General features: G+C 35.3%; 19 protein-coding genes and 2 CRISPR repeat arrays. Of the genes, 15 read left to right on the top strand and 4 right to left on the bottom strand.

What is annotated here, in order from left to right; translation table 11 throughout:
- Positions 1 to 6 precede the first annotated feature (6 nt).
- The 4 genes from ANA7108_RS0125070 to ANA7108_RS30630 all read left to right on the top strand — a co-directional run bounded on the left by ANA7108_RS0125070 (position 7) and on the right by ANA7108_RS30630 (position 5,625).
- Positions 7 to 1,989 (top strand): RAMP superfamily CRISPR-associated protein, encoded by a 1,983-nt coding sequence (locus ANA7108_RS0125070; RefSeq protein WP_016953589.1) that lies wholly within the window; start codon positions 7 to 9, stop codon positions 1,987 to 1,989.
- Positions 1,990 to 2,003: 14 nt separating this feature from the next.
- Positions 2,004 to 3,710, top strand: coding sequence for a hypothetical protein (locus ANA7108_RS0125065; RefSeq protein WP_016953588.1), 1,707 nt, complete (start codon positions 2,004 to 2,006; stop codon positions 3,708 to 3,710).
- Positions 3,711 to 3,760: 50 nt separating this feature from the next.
- Complete coding sequence (locus ANA7108_RS0125060) at positions 3,761 to 4,570, top strand: Rpn family recombination-promoting nuclease/putative transposase (RefSeq protein ID WP_016953587.1); 810 nt, start codon at positions 3,761 to 3,763, stop codon at positions 4,568 to 4,570.
- Positions 4,571 to 4,878: 308 nt separating this feature from the next.
- Positions 4,879 to 5,425: a CRISPR direct-repeat array (repeat unit 37 nt; unit sequence GTCTCCACTAACCATGTGGGGACGCATAATTGGAAAC).
- A gap of 50 nt (positions 5,426 to 5,475) precedes the next feature.
- Positions 5,476 to 5,625 carry a hypothetical protein gene (locus tag ANA7108_RS30630; protein ID WP_192815430.1) on the top strand — a complete coding sequence of 50 codons (150 nt, stop codon included), beginning with the start codon at positions 5,476 to 5,478 and terminating at the stop codon, positions 5,623 to 5,625.
- Positions 5,626 to 5,843: 218 nt separating this feature from the next.
- Positions 5,844 to 7,351: a CRISPR direct-repeat array (repeat unit 36 nt; unit sequence CCCCACCGATTGGGTTAATTCGGAATAATTGGAAAC).
- 258 nt (positions 7,352 to 7,609) lie between these two features.
- Here ANA7108_RS30630 and ANA7108_RS0125050 read toward each other — a convergent pair.
- The 3 genes from ANA7108_RS0125050 to ANA7108_RS0125040 form a co-directional block, all read right to left on the bottom strand.
- Positions 7,610 to 8,002, bottom strand: coding sequence for a GFA family protein (locus ANA7108_RS0125050; RefSeq protein ID WP_016953585.1), 393 nt, complete (start codon positions 8,000 to 8,002; stop codon positions 7,610 to 7,612).
- A gap of 63 nt (positions 8,003 to 8,065) precedes the next feature.
- Positions 8,066 to 8,413, bottom strand: a complete 348-nt coding sequence (locus ANA7108_RS0125045) for a hypothetical protein (RefSeq protein WP_016953584.1) — start codon at positions 8,411 to 8,413, stop codon at positions 8,066 to 8,068.
- Positions 8,414 to 9,898 carry a CIA30 family protein gene (locus ANA7108_RS0125040; RefSeq protein ID WP_016953583.1) on the bottom strand — a complete coding sequence of 495 codons (1,485 nt, stop codon included), beginning with the start codon at positions 9,896 to 9,898 and terminating at the stop codon, positions 8,414 to 8,416.
- Between the two features lie 62 nt (positions 9,899 to 9,960).
- On the opposite strand from ANA7108_RS0125040, the gene ANA7108_RS0125035 reads away from it, so the two are divergent.
- From ANA7108_RS0125035 to ANA7108_RS0124990, 10 genes are all read left to right on the top strand, one after another.
- A complete protein-coding gene (locus tag ANA7108_RS0125035) occupies positions 9,961 to 10,449 on the top strand; it encodes a HugZ family protein (protein WP_016953582.1) in 489 nt (162 codons plus the stop codon).
- 54 nt (positions 10,450 to 10,503) lie between these two features.
- Positions 10,504 to 11,388, top strand: a complete 885-nt coding sequence (locus ANA7108_RS0125030; protein WP_016953581.1) for an alpha/beta fold hydrolase — start codon at positions 10,504 to 10,506, stop codon at positions 11,386 to 11,388.
- Positions 11,389 to 11,607: 219 nt separating this feature from the next.
- On the top strand, positions 11,608 to 11,907 hold the full coding sequence (locus ANA7108_RS31110) for a hypothetical protein (RefSeq protein ID WP_016953580.1): 300 nt from the start codon (positions 11,608 to 11,610) through the stop codon (positions 11,905 to 11,907).
- A gap of 771 nt (positions 11,908 to 12,678) precedes the next feature.
- Complete coding sequence (locus ANA7108_RS0125020; protein WP_016953579.1) at positions 12,679 to 12,888, top strand: hypothetical protein; 210 nt, start codon at positions 12,679 to 12,681, stop codon at positions 12,886 to 12,888.
- 549 nt (positions 12,889 to 13,437) lie between these two features.
- Complete coding sequence (locus tag ANA7108_RS0125015) at positions 13,438 to 13,638, top strand: hypothetical protein (protein ID WP_016953578.1); 201 nt, start codon at positions 13,438 to 13,440, stop codon at positions 13,636 to 13,638.
- 365 nt (positions 13,639 to 14,003) lie between these two features.
- Positions 14,004 to 16,154 carry a peptidase domain-containing ABC transporter gene (locus ANA7108_RS0125010; protein WP_016953577.1) on the top strand — a complete coding sequence of 717 codons (2,151 nt, stop codon included), beginning with the start codon at positions 14,004 to 14,006 and terminating at the stop codon, positions 16,152 to 16,154.
- Between the two features lie 23 nt (positions 16,155 to 16,177).
- Positions 16,178 to 17,572 carry an HlyD family secretion protein gene (locus ANA7108_RS0125005; RefSeq protein WP_016953576.1) on the top strand — a complete coding sequence of 465 codons (1,395 nt, stop codon included), beginning with the start codon at positions 16,178 to 16,180 and terminating at the stop codon, positions 17,570 to 17,572.
- Positions 17,573 to 17,638: 66 nt separating this feature from the next.
- Positions 17,639 to 18,286, top strand: a complete 648-nt coding sequence (locus ANA7108_RS0125000; protein ID WP_016953575.1) for a hypothetical protein — start codon at positions 17,639 to 17,641, stop codon at positions 18,284 to 18,286.
- 282 nt (positions 18,287 to 18,568) lie between these two features.
- A complete protein-coding gene (locus ANA7108_RS0124995) occupies positions 18,569 to 19,246 on the top strand; it encodes a response regulator transcription factor (protein ID WP_016953574.1) in 678 nt (225 codons plus the stop codon).
- A gap of 45 nt (positions 19,247 to 19,291) precedes the next feature.
- Positions 19,292 to 20,215 carry a hypothetical protein gene (locus ANA7108_RS0124990; RefSeq protein WP_016953573.1) on the top strand — a complete coding sequence of 308 codons (924 nt, stop codon included), beginning with the start codon at positions 19,292 to 19,294 and terminating at the stop codon, positions 20,213 to 20,215.
- Between the two features lie 172 nt (positions 20,216 to 20,387).
- Here ANA7108_RS0124990 and ANA7108_RS0124985 read toward each other — a convergent pair whose 3' ends face one another.
- On the bottom strand, positions 20,388 to 20,918 hold the full coding sequence (locus tag ANA7108_RS0124985; protein WP_026104441.1) for a DM13 domain-containing protein: 531 nt from the start codon (positions 20,916 to 20,918) through the stop codon (positions 20,388 to 20,390).
- 373 nt (positions 20,919 to 21,291) lie between these two features.
- On the opposite strand from ANA7108_RS0124985, the gene ANA7108_RS29935 reads away from it, so the two are divergent.
- Positions 21,292 to 21,471 (top strand): hypothetical protein, encoded by a 180-nt coding sequence (locus tag ANA7108_RS29935; RefSeq protein WP_144052424.1) that lies wholly within the window; start codon positions 21,292 to 21,294, stop codon positions 21,469 to 21,471.
- Positions 21,472 to 21,480 lie beyond the last annotated feature (9 nt).

Below are 21,480 nucleotides of genomic sequence, written 5' to 3'. Positions count from 1 at the left end.
ATAACCATGAATCCTGAAGATGTACCCATGATGTTCCGCGCTCAAATTGATGGACGTTGCCAAATTCACAGAGTTGTTGATAAGCGAAAAAGTTCAGAAAAGCGACAAGATGCAGAGATATGGGTTGATGAATGGAAGGATATTTTTCCTAAAGATTTACTTCCTAAAGAAGTATCTCACAGCAATCAAGCTGTATCTAATCAACCAATAAATAAAGCTTTGGCGCGTTCAAAGCCAAGTGTAAAACCCGCGAAAAATACAAACTTTAAATTTCCAGAATTTGGTTCTCAAGTACAAACATGGGAATATAAAATCAAATGGAGATTGGTTTCCAATAGCGGACAAGATGAGGGTTTTATCCGGCCAATTATTGGTGCTAAAGGTTTTCCCTATTTCTCCGGTGCAAGTATGAAAGGTGCTTTTGTTCGTGCTTGTAAGCAAATTTATGGAAAAGAACAAGGGAAAAAAGAAGCAGAAAACTATTGCGGTAAAAAATTAGCAGATGGTAGTAGTAAACCTGGAATTTTGCGCTTTCATGGTGCTTATCCAGTTGATTTAGACTGGACAACAAAATTAGTAGATATTGTTCACAGTCAAGAAAGCAGACAAGTAATTAAGGATGATAGAGATAAAAAAACTAATGCAAACTCAATGATATCTCTCTATCATACTACATTAAAATTCGGGTTTTCTAGTACCGAAAAATTAGATAAATCTGAATGGGATAAAATTAAAAAAATCTGGGAAAGAGCGTTAGCTAATGGACTGGGTTCTAGAGTTAGTGCTGGTTACGGATATTTTCAAGAAATTGATTATAGTCATCAAAAAGATTCCCGTTTACTATTACAAATTAAGCTCAAAGGACAGGGTGGTGTATCAACATTAGTTAATAAAACACCGGAATTTCGTCCGAATATGTTCAAAGCTGCATTACGCGGACATACTTTACGTTTATTAGCAGGAATGACTGACGGAGTTACAGCCAAGGAAATTACTAAAGATTTATGGGGTGGATTTGCTGACAAAAATAATCAAGATTCAAAAGATGCCAATGTGGGATTATTGGGAATAGATTTTGATTTTAATTTAGAAGATTTGAGGTTTCCATCTCATCCGAAACACTATGAACTTTCGGAAGGAACTTTAAATATTTTTTGTATGCGTCCTGAAATAAATGATGCGGAAAGACTCAAGTTAATTAATACAGCCAAAGCTATAATTAAATTTACCATGCTATTTGGTGGAATTGGTAAATCTTGGCGCAGAGTATGTCATAAAGAGTTTCACACAACCTATTTTAAAAACCATCCAGAAAAGGTTATTGGTTGTCACTGGCAATTTATTGATGAGTTAGAATATTATCCTCTCAATAATTTAGAAAATGACCAAAATAATCCTAATGATATTGCTAAATATATCCAACAAATTCGTGATGTAATTCGGAGTTGGATACCGCAAGATAAGCAAATTAAACAGGATGTAAATTTATTAACCAATATACCAACACAGAAATCTACAAATACAACTGTCGCAACTAATATACCCAATAACAAAAATACATCAAAACCCAATCAAGCTCCTATTCTTAAATCTCCACCAAAACGTCCCGAAATTGCTCAGAATCAACCTCAAAATCAATCAAATAAAAATGATGATATCACACAATGGCGGGAAGCTTGGTATTCACCAAAAGTACAAGTGTGGGCGCGTTTTGCGGAAAATGGAAAAAGTCTAGCAGTTCACTGGTTTCATGATGCTTATAAGGGGAATGATAGAATTAGAAATCCTCATATTTTAGCGGGAAGTATGGGAAATACAGGACGTATTTGGCATCGTATGTATCCAGGTTTTGTAACTAATGAACAGGGGAAAGTTGTGTCAGGGAAAGGTTATATAGAGTTGCTGACCATTTTTGCTGATGAATCTTCAGAAACTAAAAAGTTTTTGGATTTTCTCAACGATGATAGTGAATTTAAAAAAGTTTGGTAATCAGGAGATTTAATATGTCAATTTGGATTATTACAACAGGCAATAGTGATGTGCAGTTAAAGACTGATTCCTATTGGGAAGATTTTCATGAGAATGTTAGATATGATGATAAAAAAGATATCAGAAAATGTGATAAATTTGCAGCTATTCGGGAAGACGAAGCTACCGAACTTTATCCTGTTCCTGCCAGGATATTAGGTATAGTCTATGAAAATCATTTACAGGATAATTATGACGATTTGGCTTTTCCATTGTTAGATACTTTCACTCAACATTTTTTGAATCATCCCGATGAAAAGCCATCTATGATTATTGTATTGTTGACTGATCAAAGAAATATATTTGTTGATGAAGATGGTGATTTGAATGAGAAAGTAAAACATGAATTTTCTCCTTTTTGGCAGGATACTTGTACTTTAGAACCTATGTTTAGGGAGTATTTTCAGAAGCAGGAAATATTCTCGTCAGTTAAAGTTCAATTCCATATTTTAGAATCATTTCAAAAAGGACTAGATAACTGGAATGAAACTTTAGAGGTGGTGAAAAGAAAGTTGAATAAGATTCAAGGGGAATTATCAGAATCTCCTACATATCAGCCTAATGAAACTGTATATATTAGTCATCAAGCGGGAACTCCGGCAATTTCTTCAGCAGTGCAGTTTGTCAGTTTAAGTAGTTTTAAGAATGTCAGATTTTTATCTAGTAATGTATTTTTTAATGATGATAATGAGCCAGTTTCAGAACCAGAGATAATCAATATTTCTAAGTATTGGATGGGAATCCAACTTGAAAAAGCAAAACAGTTAGTTCGGAAAGGTTTACCAGGTGCTGCTTTGTCTATGTTGGAGGAAATTGGTTATATAGATACTAAAAATGTTATGCCTCGGTTGAAGAATATGGTGAGCGTTTTTAATATTTGTGAAAGTTCGATTAAAAAAGATGAGAACGAATTTGATGTTATACCAGCTATACAGCGTGTTGTTGATTCACTCTCTTTAACAGAAATTTTCTTTAAAGAAAAAAATTATATTCAGGGAATTACATTATTAGCTGCTGCTCATGAAACTTTTTTAAAGGCAGCTATAATCAATGAATTATATAGTCGCTATGAAACTTTTAATTCACCAACTAGCGGAAAATTAAGAGTTGATGAAGTAATTGTTTGGACTCAGGAAGGATTAGGTTTTAAAAAAAGAGAACAAGACACTGAGATATATCAACAAGATAATCACTTAAAAAACTTAATAGGTGTAAATAGAAGCACAAATATTAAGGAAGAAAAAATAAAAATTTTAGGGAAATTATCCTTTCCTATCAAAAATAATGAGATATTTAAAAAGCTCAATAAAGGTGATTTTGGTAATTTTTCTGTAGTGGGAAACAATCAAGGTATGGTTGCATGGCTATGTGAATTGTGTAAACAAGCACCAAAAAAGAATTTTCAATCTTGGACACTTCTGAAATGGATAGGTAAATATGTAAGAGAACGCGAAGCAGATCGTCGCAATCAATTAATGCACAATTTACGTGGAGTTACAGAAATAGATGTGATTAGATATCTTTTAGGTGATCAGCCTAATTCTAGCAATCAAGATGTTTTGACTACCTACCAAAAAGAAGTTAAAGAAAAATTTCTGAATGAGATTAAGAATTTAGGTCTACCTTACAATGAGAGGAATTTATATGATGAACTAGAAGCGATCGCTAATGATATCACCTAATCTCCAACTATCTCACCCAAAACCAGCATCTCAGTCTTCAAAAAACTAGCGTGAAAACAGACAGCATATTTTACCGCCTATTTCAAGAATTCCCGCATATTTTCTTTGAAATCATTGGTGAGTCATCCGATACTGCTACCCAGTACCAATTTTCATCAGTCGAAATCAAGCAAACAGCATTCCGCATTGACGGTGTGTTCCTTCCAGAAAACCAAGAGCAACCAATTTATTTTCTAGAAGTCCAATTTCAAACCGACGTAGCAATCTACTCCCGACTATTTACAGAAATTCATCTATATTTACGCCAAAACAAACCCGAAAACGATTGGTTCGCTGTAGTGATTTACCCAACTCGCAGCATTGACAGCGCACCAATTACTCATTACCGCGAATCCTTCGCTTCTGGAAGAGTCACCCTCATTTATCTAGACGAATTAGGAGAAAGTGCATCCTTACCCATCGGCATTGCTACGATTAAATTAGTGATCGAAAATGAAGATAGAGCTATCCAATTAGCTAGGGAGTTGATTACCAGAACCAACCAAGAAATTGCATCTGTACGCCAACAGCAACAATTATTACAAATTATTGAAACAATTTTGGTTTATAAATTTCCCAGCATGGACATCGAGGAGATAGAAGCAATGTTTGGATTAAGCGACTTAAAGCAAACACGAGTATACCAACAAGCCTTTGCAGAAGGTGAGCAGAAAGGAGAGCTTAGAGGAGAACAGAAAGGAGAACTTAGAGGAAAACTACTAGCAGTACCAGCAATGTTAGCTGCTGGTTTGAGTGTAGAACAAATAGCACAGGCTTTAAGTTTATCTCTAGATGAGGTTAGACAAGCTGCACAGCAATAATTTTCTAGTTGATTATGGGATACTTTAAAGGAAATCACCTAACAACACTACCTAAAACTGCGCGAACCAGGGGGTGTATTTATCGAACGCTTGTTATATAACCTGTAAAGCCTTATCAGCTATGGCTTTAGAGGTCTTGAGGAAAAAAGGAGGCTCGCGCAAACTCTGTAATCCATACCAGGAAAGGGTTTGAGGTATTTTTCATGAAGGGAGGACTTGACAAGCGATCGCTCAAACGGTACTTTTTAATTTCATCCGCGCAAACTGGTGTCACAAGTCTTGTATATCAAGCTTTCTAGACTCCAGCAGTCTCCACTAACCATGTGGGGACGCATAATTGGAAACAAAGACCCCAAACCTAATAAACATTTCACCATACTGTCTCCACTAACCATGTGGGGACGCATAATTGGAAACATGGCAAAGCAACAACTTCTAGTGATCGCACTTCGAGAAGGTCTCCACTAACCATGTGGGGACGCATAATTGGAAACCCAAGGCTTTCTGCTGCTGTTGGGATTCTTGTTCTAGTCTCCACTAACCATGTGGGGACGCATAATTGGAAACGAAGCTTCTATAGGTTCGGTTGGTGTGGCGTGTTGAGTCTCCACTAACCATGTGGGGACGCATAATTGGAAACAATTTCATAAGATTCTCCTTATTTAACTATTTCAGTCTCCACTAACCATGTGGGGACGCATAATTGGAAACCCTTGATTTAGCAGGTAGCAGTGAGCATAAGCTTCGTCTCCACTAACCATGTGGGGACGCATAATTGGAAACTACATCCTTTTTATTTTTATCCAAATCATTAAGTAGTCTCCACTAACCATGTGGGGACGCATAATTGGAAACTACTATCCTTTTCAAGTATCAAGGGCAATCGTTTTTTGAGTTTGGAGGAAATGCGACGACTTTATATAAATGTGAGAAAGTTAGTTAAACCTGCGGAAGATAGTGTGCGGTTTTATTGGATATCCCAAGAAGCTGTTGAGAGGGTGTTAACAATTGGTGGTGAAGTACCCCAACCACCTCCAAACTATTATGTCATCTAGATTTGAAGGTTTTATGGGTGTGTTTTTTAATTTCCTATCGACACCAGTCAGAGAATTGCCCAAACCCTATATTTTTCGTGGAGTGGTGTCGATTGCTTGTAGGACAAGGTTTTGAGGTGTGTGTATGTGTCGGTTTTTGGATAAATGTATTATACTTTTAAAAGTGGTGTCGATTTGCAGTCTGAAACCTTTACTGGGTAAGGGCTGCTAAACGAACTCCCCACCGATTGGGTTAATTCGGAATAATTGGAAACAAGGGGAATGCATTTTTTTGCTGGTTTCGCAAAACCCACCGATTGGGTTAATTCGGAATAATTGGAAACTTTTCTTTTTTATAAGAATGGCACAAGATATTGCCAAGTAACCCCACCGATTGGGTTAATTCGGAATAATTGGAAACGTTTCTAATCTAATTTCTGCTGAAAGCTCTGGAAACCCCACCGATTGGGTTAATTCGGAATAATTGGAAACTCTATATTATTACCACCAGAATTACCGCCTTGACCGAAACCCCACCGATTGGGTTAATTCGGAATAATTGGAAACTTGGATATTCTGTCGATATATCCAACTTTTCCGATAACCCCACCGATTGGGTTAATTCGGAATAATTGGAAACAGTCACGCTTATGACTCTTTGGCTGGTTATCATCTATGGGACCCCACCGATTGGGTTAATTCGGAATAATTGGAAACTGTCATTTGTCGTTGCCAATAGCTGCCCGTCTTTTCCCCCCACCGATTGGGTTAATTCGGAATAATTGGAAACAAGTATTCTTTCGCCATTAGTATTTTCTTGGATAACCCCACCGATTGGGTTAATTCGGAATAATTGGAAACTACAAGTCCTTATTTTTTCCTATGTTTTACCGCCAAAGCTGCCCCACCGATTGGGTTAATTCGGAATAATTGGAAACGAAATGGCAGCGCTGAAGGCAGCGTTTCCATTTTGTCCCCACCGATTGGGTTAATTCGGAATAATTGGAAACGTCCGCAAGTCTTCTGAGTGCCCCCGAAAGACGTGTTTCAACCCCACCGATTGGGTTAATTCGGAATAATTGGAAACAATAGCAGAGTATCAACTGCATTTGGGATTACCCCACCGATTGGGTTAATTCGGAATAATTGGAAACCTCGGCAAGATGAATTCGTCTGAGCTCACTATATAAAGCTCCCCCACCGATTGGGTTAATTCGGAATAATTGGAAACAGTTATTAAGTGCGATTTTGGCGGCATCAGCGTGAGCTAGACCCCACCGATTGGGTTAATTCGGAATAATTGGAAACTAAAAGCATCAGCAATCTCTCTATTTAGTGAGAGGCCCCACCGATTGGGTTAATTCGGAATAATTGGAAACTTTTCTTTGAACTCATTTGTTGATTGGTATTCTAACCCCACCGATTGGGTTAATTCGGAATAATTGGAAACTTATTGTTAGACATCTTAAATTAGTCTGTACTAAAATTAACCCCCACCGATTGGGTTAATTCGGAATAATTGGAAACCTACGGAGCGGAGTTTCGGTTTTGGTGTAATCCAACAGAGTTACCCCCACCGATTGGGTTAATTCGGAATAATTGGAAACACGAAGTGTTTCACTTCGACGCTATCAATGTAACCCCACCGATTGGGTTAATTCGGAATAATTGGAAACAACTAACATTTTGAAACTGTTGTTTCATGGATTCACCCCACCGATTGGGTTAATTCGGAATAATTGGAAACGCTAGTTTGTTATCACCCTTAAGTTCTTCTACTTCAGTATTCCCCCAGGGGAAACGCATCTTATCAATAAGGACAATTCAATCTCAATAATGACCAAAATATTCGCATTAACGACCACTTATTAACAATATTTTAGTTCATCACTATGACTTTGAAAAAATCAATCAAACGATAAATGCGGATTTCTTCGTTTACACATTAAAACGGTATTTTGTCAATAAAATTTAGATGCGTTTCCCCTGGATAAACAGCTTATAATCAATTAACCAACTTATGAATATTATCCTCCCAATTAGCACCATCAAACGGCACAATCTCAAAATTATCTATTACATTCCCATCTAAACAGCGCACATTCACATCAATACAATCAGGATGACTGCGGGGAATATAAAAAGAATGAATTCCACAAATACCACAAAATTTATGTTGTGCAACTCCGGTATTAAATGTGTAAGTTTTCAACACATCTTCACCTTGCAATAAAATAAACTTTTCTCGCTGTACAATTAAATGTAAAAATCCTTTCTTACTACAAATAGAACAATTACAATCATCAACTTTATGGTTATCAACTATCACCTTAAAGCGTACCGCACCACAGTGACACCCACCTTCATAAGTAGCGATTTTATTAATATTTGCTGTCATCTTAATTACCCGATATATTCCAGATTTAGCCCCCAACCCTAACCAGGGAGGGGGTTAAGTTTTTTAGCGTGATTCAAGTTTACTAACTCGCGTTGTTAATTGATTAACTTGTTGCTTCAATTCAACCACCAAAGTTGCTAATCTATCAAACATTTTCTCACGTTCTGGTTGTGATAATTTTCGTCTAGAACCTGTAGAGGGTGACGGAGTAGGTGTAACCTTAGTAGATGAAAATTGGCGGTTTTGACTGAGTAATAACTCAATCTGGTTTAACCGTAACTCTAGACGACGGATATCAGACTCCAAATTATTAACCCGGAAATTTACTTGCTGTGATGAAGCCGTCTTTGAGAAGAAACTACTACCAATAATCAGCGCCAAAACAACAGAAAATAATAATCTAATCAGCATTTATTTATCAGGTTTTAATTCAGAAAAAAGCTCCTGTAAATCAACAGAATTAGCCAGATTTTCTCCTTCCTTTACTTCAAAAGTGAGATTAAGAGCTTTTGTTTTTTGGATTGATTGAATACAAAGTTCAGCAATATCTTCGCGGCTGATTTTTCCCCGAATATTATCACCTTGCTCAAATATAAACTCCTTACCTCCAGCATCTTCAGTTAAAGCACAAGGTCGAATAATTGTGTAAGGAATTCCACTTGATCTTAAACTATCTTCACCTTTCAACTTCCAAGTTAAAATTCCTCCCAATTGGTCATTTAATCTGACCGCTGGTGGTTCTTCATTTAAATTAATTCCTGGTCTTCCAGGACGAGTTACCCCAGCAGAACTAATCAGAACAAATTGGGGTAAACTTTCACCACCATAAGCTTTAATCGATTCTAGATGTATCGCAAAACCACCAGGGGTAAACTTAGGATTTAAAGCTCCATCATATTCAAATTTGCTCAACATCAATTGAAATGAGCAAACTTTGCTAGAATCAATTTTGGGAGAATCTTTCACAATTTTGGCTCTAAATACAGGAACTAAATTTGCAAATGGAATCGTAATATCTATCCAAGTATTAGCTACCGTATCGAAAGAATAGCTGTAACCAACACCATCCCAAGTTGATTCTGTCCGCAAAAAGATTTTATAACGCTGTCCGTCACCTTTGACTCGCAATCTAACACCTTCATAACCAGATAAATCAAACGGTGGGGAAAAGTTTTTTGTTCTCACAGAAGCAAATCCCCCAGAGTTAGCAGTGGAAACATTACCACTAAATAAAGCCGTATTTTCTAATATTTGAAAACTACTTGCACTCACACCACCCATGACAACATCATCTAACGCACCCCAGATATTTTTTAATTCATCTGTTGGTTTAGTAAAATCAAATATCAGTTTTTCACCTGCGGTAGGGAGATATTTTTTTGCTGCTTCAACTAAGTTTTTCACCCCACGATATTCGACATTTTCTGGTGTGTCACCAACAATTTCTGGTAAGTAAAACTTAATACCTTGATAGTATTTGCTTCTATCTGCTGTGTCTCCCTCCACTGGTTGTACCCGCACAGAAGTACAACAAATTACAGCTTCCACATTACCCATTACCAAGCTATTCAGAGTTTCAGGTATAGTAATATCCCCATCTACTAAGTCAACATCGTCACCTAAAACTAGTCTTGCTTTTTCAATATCTCGCACTAGACAGCGGAATTTATACCCCTGTTCCCGCAATCGTCTGACTACTCGTTTACCAACACCACCAGTCGCACCCGCTACCAGAATTACACCCATATTTCTGACCCCATTTGGTTTATCTTGATTATCTTGGGAACGACCTTGAATTAACTGCTGTACCCAGTTAAGAACAGGAAATACCTCAAAGTAGGTCAAGGTTTTGATAAACCTACATAAATCCCATTGAGAACGATTTTGATCAGTCACAATTGTATTATCACCATTTTATTTTATAATAGCTAATAAAATCTTACCAAGTAAATAAACAGATGACTAAAATCGAAAAAGCTCAAGCTGAGTATGAAAAATTTACCGAAGAATTTGCAAGTATCATCATTAGTACTGTTAACGAACAGGGAATCCCTAACGCAAGTTATACTCCTTTCGTCATAGATGATGCTAAAAATATCTACATTTACGTTAGTGGTCTTTCTACTCACACCAAAAATATTTATGTTAATCCTCATGTGAGTATTTTATTTATTGAGGATGAAGCTAAAACCAAACAAATATTTGCCCGTCGTCGGTTAACTTTTGATTGTACCGCAACTTTACTAGAGAGAGAAACTGAACAATGGAATCAAATTGTTGGAGAATTTCAAGAACGTTTTGGAGAAATTATTGAAATGTTACGCAGCTTACCCGATTTTCGGATTTTCCAACTAACTCCAACTGAAGGAAGATTTGTAATTGGCTTTGGAGCCGCTTACCATATCAGTGGTGATAATCTTAATCAACTGACGTTGATAACAGAATAATTCATAGTTGATAATTCATAGTTGATAATTCATAATTCATAATTCATAATTTATATGCTTCAATTTCACCCTCCTGGTTTTGGACAACAAGTCATCAATACATCTTTGGGAGCAATGGTTTACTATACCCAAACCAGCGCACCTTGGGAGATTGTTGACATTCAAAAATTACCTCCGCTATTGTTTTTACATAACTTTGGTGGTGGTGCATCTGCTTACGAATGGTCTAAAGTTTACCCTGCATTTGCTTCTGAATATCGCATTTTAGCCCCAGATTTAATTGGTTGGGGAGAATCTGCTCATCCTGTGCGAGATTACCAAATTCAAGATTACCTAACTACTATTACTGAGTTTATCACCCAAACTTGTCACGAACCAGTAACAGTAATAGCTTCTTCTTTAACTGCTGCTTTTACTATTCGTCTTGCTATTAATCAACCTGAATTATTCAAAGAACTGGTTTTAGTGTGTCCCTCTGGTTTTGATGACTTTGGCCAGGGTGCTGGACGTAGATTACCACTTTCGGTTATCAATATGCCTTTTTTGGATAATTTAATTTATGCTTTAGGTGCAGAAAATGAAATTGCAGTCAGAAATTTTTTAGAAAGTTTTCTCTTTACAAACCCAGAAAAACTTACTCAAGAAATAGTAGAAGGTTATTTAACTTCTGCACAACAACCAAATGCCAAATTTGCTGCTTTAGCATTTTTACGAGGCGATCTTTATTTTGATTTGAGTTTATATATTCAGCAACTCAAAATTCCTACTGTGATATTTTGGGGAGAAGATGCACAATTTACTAATATCACATTGGGACGACGTTTGGCAAGTTTAAATAAAGGCGCAATTAGAGATTTTCAAGCTATCGCTCACACAGGAATTTTACCACATCTGGAAACACCCGAAGTTGTAATTGGTCTATTACAAAAATATCTTTAAATATAGAGTTTCCTAATCACATCAATTGTTTGCTAGGGCGTATTGCAATACGCCCTTACAATACTGATCGTCTAGCACTCGTAAATCTTTTACCTATTTCATATTTATTATATTGACATAATTAGGCGTAATTGGAGCGTGTATTTTTCGGAAATAGCGCTGACGTAAATGTGAAATATATATTTCTAAATCTGGTAATTAAGTTTGCATGAATTGAGCATGATTCCAAAGGTTGGTTCTCGATATTCTATTAACAAGCGAGGGGTTGAGCAGCACGCAAAACTAAATCAACTCCAAGCGATAACTAAAAATCAAGGAGATCCTACCATGTCTAACTTACTTTTTACTGAAGTACCTGTTGCACAACAAGAAATCGTAGCTGGTGGTTTTGGTAAATATGCTTTTTCTAAAAATTATTTGGAAGATGTGACTCGTAATTTCAGCTATAACAAAGAGAGCTTAAATGGCAGTTTCAATACCAATATCGCTGGTCTTCAATTTGTTTATGTCGATGCATAATTGAAGATTAATTCTAGAGTTTCTCTTTTTCCGCATTAAAAGCGATAAGTTAGAGTTTTTCTCTAGAAAAATAGCTTGAATTTTGCTAATCACTCAAGTAAGTCAGCTATCAGCTAGAGATTGGATAGCAGAATAGGGACGATTAATAACAAATCTAATATCCTGCTACTGATTGCTGACTACTTTTAGTAACCCAACAATTGATATAACTCATATCTTGCACCATATTCAATCAACTATAAAAATGCATCTTCTTGAACCCAACCTTTAGAGTTTTGCACTCAGTCATTGTCAATAGATGCAGTTTTTATCTCAAGTGCAAGATGTGATTTAATGCTCATTACGTATGGTGATTATGGAATAAAGTATTTTTAGATATTATGGGTACAAATCTTGATTCTATAAGGAAAAAGTTATCAGTAAAGTTGATGATTTTTCCAATATCCTCTTAAATTGATACAAATAAATATTGCCTGACCACTACTTAATTTGGTATCAAAACAATAATCGCCGTTATGGCGATTTTTTTTATTTAATTTTCATATTGATTATATTGACATAATTAGCCGTAGTTCGAGTGTGTATTTTTCGGAAATAGTACTGACGTAAATCAGAAATAAATAGCTCTTAATTTGGTAATTAAGTTTGCAGTAAATGAGAATGAATTGACTAGTTATTTTCCGATATTCTATTAACAAGCGAGGGGTTGAGCAGCACGCAAAACTAAATCAACTCCAAAAAATAACTAACTCAAATCAAGGAGATTCTATCATGTCTAACTTACTTTTTACTGAAGTACCTGTTGCACAACAAGAAATCGTAGCTGGTGGTCGTTTTAGTTTTGGTGGTTTCGGTAAATCTGTTTTCTCTGGCAATTATTTGGAAGACGTGACTCGTAATTTCAGCTATAACAAAGAGAGCTTAAATGGCAGTTTCAATACCAATATCAATGGTATTCAATTCATTTATATCAATGCGTAGTTGAAGATGAATTGTAGAGTTTCTCTTTTTCCGCATTAAAAGTGATAACTTAGAGTTTTTCTCTAGAAAAATATCTTGAATTCTGCTAATCACTAAAGTAAGTCAGCTATCAGCTAGAGATTGGATAGTAGAATAAGGACGATTAATAACTAATCTAATATCCTGCTACTGATTACTGACTACTTTTAGTAAACTAACAATTGATATAACTCATATCTTGTACCTCACTCAATCGAGAACCGATATAAATACTGCTTGACCACTACCTAATTTGGCATCAAAACAATAATCGCTTTTATAGCGATTTTTTTAGTTAGTTTTTACATCTATATAAATTGACATAATTAGGCGTAGTTGAAGCGTGTATTTTTCGGAAATATCCCTGACGTAAATGTGAAATATATATTTCTAAATCTGGTAATTAAGTTTGCAGTAAATGAGAATGAATCGACTAGTTATTTCCCGATATTCTATTAACAAGCGAGGAGTTGAGCAGCACGCAAAACTAAATCAACTCCAAGCGATAACTAAAATCAAGGAGATTCTACCATGTCTAACTTACTTTTTACTGAAGTACCTGTTGCACAACAAGAAATCGTAGCTGGTGGTCGTTTTAGTTTCGGTGAATATGCTTTTTCCAAAAATTATTTGGAAGATGTGACTCGTAACTTCAGCTATAACAAAGAGAGCTTAAATGGCAGTTTCAATACCAATATTAATGGTACTCAATGGATTTATGTTGATGTGTAATTGAAGATTAATTCTAGAGTTTCTCTTTTTCCGCATTAAAAGCGATAAATTAAAGTTTTTCTCTAGAAAAATATCTTGAATTCTGCTAATCACTAAAGTAAGTCAGCTATCAGCTAGAGATTGGATAGTAGAATAAGGACGATTAATAACTAATCTAATATCCTACTACTGATTACTGACTACTTTTAGTAAAGTAACAATTGATATAAATCATATCTTTCACCATATTCAATCAAGTCGAAAAATGTATTTTCTTAAACCTAATTTTTTTAACTCTAAAAATAAGAGATTCTATTTCTAGAAACTGCCCAAAATATTTAAATCCTATTCCTATTCTATTTCTTATCTTCTAGGGTGATTTACTGATGAAATACCAGTTCGTTAAACAGCATAGTGAAGAGGACTGTGGTGCAGCTTGTATTGCTGCTATAGCCAAACATTATGGGCATACTTTTACTCTCAGCCACATTCGTGAAGCCGTAGGAACAGGACAATTTGGAACAACTTTATTGGGGTTAAAAAGGGGAGCAGAAACACTAGGTTTCAATGCTAAACCAGTAAAAACTTCACCAGAAATTATTGACCGAATTAATGAAGCACCTCTACCAGCAATTATTCATTGGAAGGGGAATCATTGGGTTGTTTTATATGGTAAGAAAGGCAAAAGTTTTCTAATTGCTGATCCTGCTATAGGTGTCCGTTATCTTTCTCAAAAAGATTTAGCAGAAGGTTGGACAGATTGGTTGTTACTGTTAATTGAACCAGATCCTACCCGATTTCTTGCCCAAAAAGATGATAAAGTTGGTGGCTTTTGGCGCTTCTTCAAACGCGTCTGGATTTATCGGAGCATTTTATTTCAAGCCTTACCCATCAATTTAATATTAGGTTTATTATCTTTAGCCTCCCCTTTCTTACTGCAAATTCTCACAGATGATGTGCTGATTCGAGGCGATACAAAATTACTCACTACCGTGGTAATTTCTGTAGTAGTGATGAATTTGATTTCTAGTAGCCTTGCATTTATCCAATCTAACTTAATTGCTCACTTTGCTCAACGGTTACAATTAGGGTTAGTTATGGAATTTGGGCGGCAAATTCTTCGCTTACCTCTAAGTTATTATGAAGCCCGACGTAGTGGCGAAATAGTTAGTCGTTTGCAAGATATAGATCAAGTTAATCAGTTGATTTCTCAACTAATTATCAATCTACCTAGTAAATTTTTTATTGCACTAATTTCTCTGTTATTCATGATTTTTTATAGCTGGAAACTTACAGCTTTGGCTTTATTTATAGCTATATTTATGACTATATCTACAGTCATATTCCAGCCGACTTTGCGACAAAAAACTAGAGAAGTACTAGTCACGGAGGCAGAAACACAAGGTGTTTTAGTAGAAACCTTTAAAGGCGCACTTACTCTCAAAACAACTACATCTGCACCCCAATTTTGGGATGAATTAGAAAGCAGATTTGGTCGTCTTGCGAACCTCACGTTGCGAACCATTCAGATTGGAATTATTAATAATACTTTTTCTAGTTTTGTCTCGGCTATTGGGAGTATTATTTTGCTTTGGTTCGGTGGCAATTTAGTAATTAACCCATCTGAATATTTAAGCGTCGGGCAGCTTCTCGCATTTAACTCGATGAATAGTAACTTCTTAGCATTAATTAGTACTGTTATCAGTTTTGTTGAAGAATTTACTCGTGCGAAAACTGCCATACAACGACTTACAGAAGTGATAGATGCCACTCCAGAAAATGAAGGTGATGGAAAAAAACCTTTTGCTCACATTCCCGAAGCTGCTGACATAATTTGTACAAATATAAACTTTCACTATGCTGGTAGGATTGACTTATTAGAAGATTTTTCTTTAACAATTCCTGGAGGTAAAGTTGTTGCAATTATTGGTAAATCTGGATGTGGTAAAAGTACTTTAGCAAAATTGATTTCTGGATTATATAAACTCCAATCTGGCAATATCCGCATTGGACTTTATAACCTCCAAGACCTATCTTTAGAATGTCTGCGTCAACAGGTGGTACTTGTTCCCCAAGATGCTCATTTTTGGAGTCGTTCTATTGTCGAAAATTTCCGGTTAGGAGCGCCATACGTTACATTTGAACAAATTGTAAAAGCTTGTCAAATTTCTGGTGCTGATGAATTTATCAGTAAACTTCCAGAAACATATCAAACTATTTTAGGTGAATTTGGTGCTAATATTTCTGGTGGACAAAGACAAAGATTAGCAATAGCTCGTGCTATTGTTACAGACCCACCAATTTTGATTTTAGATGAATCTACAGGTGGACTTGATCCTGTAAGCGAGACACAAGTTTTAGATCAATTATTTAAGCATCGCCAAGGGAAAACAACTATTTTAATTACTCACCGTCCTAAGGTAATTAATCGTGCCGATTGGATAGTTTTGCTAGATCAGGGCAAACTAAAACTACAAGGTTCTTTGGAGGAATTAAAAACAAAAACTGGAGATCATTTAGATTTTTTAATTCCCTAATTATTAATAATCATCAGCTAATTATGATTTATACTCCCAATGAAAAAGTTATCTCTTCATCGGAAAATAATGACTTTCTTCCTCCTATTAGTTTTTGGACTTCTTTGGCGGGAATTTTCCTCCTTAGCACGGTTGCTACTGGGATTACCCTCTCTTCATGGGTCAAATATAATGTGACAGTTAAAGCTACTGCAACTGTCCGTCCTACAGGCGAAGTTCGTATAGTACAACCAGAAATAGAAGGTACAATCAAAAGTATTTTAGCTAAAGAAAATCAGGTAGTTAAAATAGGTGATGTTATTGCCAAGCTTGATACGAGCGAATTGCTAATTAAAAAAAGCCAATTACAAGTTGAACTGCAACAACGTAAATTACAACTCATCCAAATTGATAGTCAAGTTAGGATTTTGGATAGTCAAATTTTAGCCGAAAAAACAGTTATAGAAAAGACTATTGCTTCTGCAAAAGTTGATTTGGTACGGAATGAAAGAGAATATCAAGAAAAGCAAACTAATACTCAAAATGAATTCCTTTCAGCTAAGGAAAGTTTGCAAAAAGCTCAGACAGATTTAGACAAGGCTGAAGCTGATTTAGTATTTGCCCAGATAGATAGTGATCGCTATAAGCAATTGTCAGAAATTGGAGCTATTGGGCGACGAGAATATGAGCAGAAACTACTAGTTGTTAAGCAATCAGAACTAACGCTGCAAGCAGTAAAAAGGTCTTTTGAAATAGCTAAAATCCAAGTTGAATCAGCTAAAGTTGCAGTTAATCCAACTACAGCAATGGTGATGATAGCAGAAGAACGTATTGCCCAAGAAACTGCCAAAGGTCAAGCCAATATTGCTAGTTTAAACAAAGAAAAACAAGCCTTAATTGAAAGACGTGTTGAATTGCTAACCCAACTCAATCAATCTCAAAAGGAACTTCAACAACTAGAAAACCAACTTAAAAAAAGTATCATTATTGCCACTAGTAACGGTATTATTCTTAAACTAAATTTGCGAAACTCTGGTCAAGTTGTGCGTACTAGTGAATCTATTGCTGAAATTGTTCCTAATAATGCTTCTTTAGTGATTAAAGCTATGATCTCTACAGCTGACATTAAAAAAGTTGCTGTAGATCAAAAAGTACAAATGCGTCTTGATGCCTGTCCCTATCCAGATTATGGAACTCTTAAGGGTGTTGTCAAAACTATTTCTCCAGACGTAATCACAACCCAGACGAATAATGGTACCCAAACAAATCCTAGTAGCTACTTTGAAGCAACTATTCAACCGGAAAGACTTGAATTTGGTACTACAAATCACCAGTGTTATGTTCAATCAGGAATGGAAGTAAAAGCTGACATTATTTCCAGAGAAGATACTGCATTGAAATTTATCCTCAGAAAAGCCAGGTTAATTACTGATTTATGAGTACTTATCAGTATTATGTATCGTCAAATTAGTTGAATTATTCAAGTCATAACCATTGTAAAGTTTATGACATCTGAAAAAATGATTCAAAAAGCATTACAGTGGTGGTCTTATAGACAAGCTATAAAACTATTTTTGGAAGCTGAAAAAATCCGAGATGGCTTATTACAAGAATCATTCACCATACGTCGCAGTTTAGATGTATTGGCGATAGATAATTTAAGTTTGTCAATTGATGAAATTCAAGAATGTAGCAAAAAAATTGAAAATTTTCATCACTCTTTAGTACAATTGAGTGATCGCTTATGCCCAACATTTATTCAAGATAGCTTACCTTTATCAATTGAGTATTTATTAGAACCTTGGCTATCCTTCTATCCCCATTCATATTTTCATATTGATATGCCAGATTACTGGCGATATGAACCGATTGAATGCAGTTTAATAATTTTAAGAGCTTTAGAAGAATTACTGATCATAACTTTACCAAAATCTGAAAGTTTAATAGCTTTTTCTATGTATATTAGATTAAAAAAAATACGGAATATGGGGCAATTAGTTGTCAAAATTTCCTATCCTGATATATCTACTCTAATTCTTCACTCCCAGTTACCTGAGCTAGAATATCTTTACCATAGCTTTAATTTTTTAATATCAGGTAAATGCTTGCACTACAACAATAATCTTAGGTCATTTTGGCATTTTTATTGGTAGGTATTTTACATGACTAATTAACTAACGGTATACCAAATGTTATATCATTGAAACATCTGATAGCTACTGAATTTTCCCTAATTCAAGCTAGTTTAAATTTGAGATAATTAATGTATTAATTAGAACTGTTTGTCAGCACAAATTCATATTTTAAGGGTTACACACCTTATATTCCATAAACTATAAATAATAAAATCTATTAGAATTTAACTAAATTAAATTCATACTAATCGATTAAAATAACAATTACTTAGTGTTTCTCTTTCAGAGTACTTATTAAATATGGAACAACTTTTATCAGCAAAAGAATTGCTGAAAATCATGGTGATTGATGACCATGAAGCAGTTCTAAGTGGCACAGTTGATATTCTCCGAAAAAACTATCCTAGGGCTGAGTTTATAACTGCTATAAATGCTAATAATACTCTTGAGCAAGTTACTAGCTTACAACCTGATCTCATCGTTATGGATCTTTCTATTCCAGAACAAATGGGATTGAATGCTAGACCTGATAATGGAATTAAACTTCTGAAAATTTTGATGAAACAATATCCACATTTGAATATTGTTGTCCAAAGCGCCCACGTCAGAACATTAATACGTATTCGATTAGATATTGATAGTCATAAAGGAGGATTTACCATCGCGGATAAAAGTCTTTCTACCCAGGAAATGTTAACAAGAGTTGATTGGGCATTACAGGGATTAACTCATACAAAAGATATTAGTAGAATTCACTCAGGATTAGAAGTTAAACCAGAGTGGCTGAAGGTATTAACCCTAGCATTTGAGGAAGGATTACAAGATAAATCAATAGCGGAAAAAATGTGTATATCTGAACGCATGGTACGTCATTATTGGAGTAAGCTACAAGATGCATTAAATATTTACCCTGAAGATGGCAAGAACATCCGTATCCAAACTGAAATGCAAGCAAGAGAACAAGGCTTAATTGATTAATTATAAATATAAAATAATTAAATTTTAAGACTAAACATCAAGCTTATGCAGTTAAAAACATTTAAGACAATCAAAGAGCGATGGGAAGATATTTGGATTTTTGGCTTGGATATTTCCAACACTGCTATTGTTGGTATGATGAAACTTCAACTAGAAAATATTGTAGTTATTGGTATCGCCACTTCTGGTTTAGTTAGTATTGGGTATTTGCTGTTAATTGATAGTCTTTGGATTTCAATATTTCCAGCAATTATAATTTTTCTTATCAATGCCATAGCAATTACAGCTTTCTATCAATATGACCAAACTGCTAGGTCACGAATTAAAGCTAGGCAAGCTATCATTGAAATTACATTTGAAACAATTCACAACGGACCACTCCAAAACCTGGATAGGGTTTTAAGACTGCTGAAAGGAGAAGATTTACCAATTCACAAATTGCTTCCTGAATTAGAAAAAGAACTACAGCATTTAAACCAAGAGCTACGAGGAATTTATGAATTTTGGCAACAAGAAACCTTTACGCAAGAACCTAGCCTTTATTTAGGAAATCGTACAGTCATAAATTTACAAGATCCTCTACATGAAATTCTCTATCAAGTTTATAGTCATACGTTGGAGCGAGATTTTCCCTGCTTTAGAACCCTCAAGCTAAAAATCCGCACATTTGAGCCTATAGATGAAAGCAATTTGACCCTTGAAAACAAGCGAGGACTCTGCCGATTTCTGGAAGAAGCTTTGTGTAATGTGGGCAAACACGCTACAGGAGTCACCTGTCTCCAAGTCACTTTATCTCTATCTGGGGGCTGCTACACACTCAGCATTGTAGATGATGGTTTGGGGGTTAAATCCTCAAGAGAAAGCCGGGGAACACAACAGTTCAAAAATTTAGCACGACAAATTAAAGGTAAATTTCGACGGGTTCCCCTTTCTCCTCAAGGAACTATTTGTGAACTATCTTGGCATTAGACAAATTTTTTCAAAAGTTTAGATTCCTGAAGGCAGAGTGGATAGCTGCTGATATACTGTGAATTATCACAATACCTTCATCAAAAAACTAGATTAACTTTACCAATCAATTTTATAAAGTTAATTTTATAAATTTTGCCCTTGTCAATTGTAGTTAGTTTTTGATTAATTTTTAACTGCTCAAATTAGCAGCACCAAAAGTAGCATTAAACTTGCGACACCAGATAGCGGCAGATTTGTAGTTTAATAAATTGATGTTTTCAGGAATAGAATATGTTTGAGCGCCACTATATTTTTGTAAAGGAGCAAGAACAATATAGTCTCCTTTTTTTAAGGAATAAGATGGTGGCTTAGTTGAATTAATTACGTTATTTGAACGATGTAAAATTACTACCAAGTCTGGACCAGATTCAGAGGTCTTAAATGAATTCTCAAGCTCTAAAAATGATTTACCGTTTTTAGTAGTAATACGAACTTTTCCTTGAGTTGTATGTTCTCCAGAAACAAATGTGCCTGATTTAATAACTGTTGAATCTGGAGATTTTGCTGAGGAAGCTAAAGGTTTAGCCTGAGTTGAAGACACAGGAACAGATGCATTCACAGCTATAGGACTTTGATTAGCCTGGTTATTTGATACTTCACGGACGCAGCCAACCATGACAAGAGAAGACAAACCCAGTATGAATAAATTTCTTAAGTTCATAATTTCCATTCCTCAATGCATTAATCACCAATATAGTTCTTTGCTTGAACTTGAAAATAATTATTGCTTAAATAATTCATCTCAAGATTATGGATACATAAGGATTGATATCTAAAAAACTGATATTTTCCTGAGCAAGTTCTTACAGATTTCTCAGCAAAATTTAAATTTTTAGATTATGAGTGATTAAATATAAGAAAATTTGTTGCAATAAATCAATGCTTTGTTGCAATTTGTCAGTACTGATAACAACCTGCAATTGTCAATGCCAAAATCTCTAATTATGCTTCTTATGTTTCAACCTTAATCTTGGTTCCAAATAAATTGGGGTAAATGAGACTGAAATTATGACGCTATAAACATTTTAGCCTTGATGATGATTGGTAAGAGCGATCGCCTAGGAGGGGCAGTTATGCGATCGCCATTTATCCTCTCTTTTTTTGGCGAAGGTATTGTTATCATGGATAAATTATTATCTTTTGGCATTTTGCCCCTTCTCAGGTGGCTTATTGGTGAACGTCTATTTACTCAACAACCATGTCACTATAGGTAGGGAATAAAT

It is taken from the genome of Anabaena sp. PCC 7108 (assembly GCF_000332135.1).
GTDB lineage: Bacteria > Cyanobacteriota > Cyanobacteriia > Cyanobacteriales > Nostocaceae > Anabaena.
The sequence above is the reverse complement of the archived record's forward strand: the minus strand, read 5'-3'. Positions and strand labels throughout refer to the sequence as shown.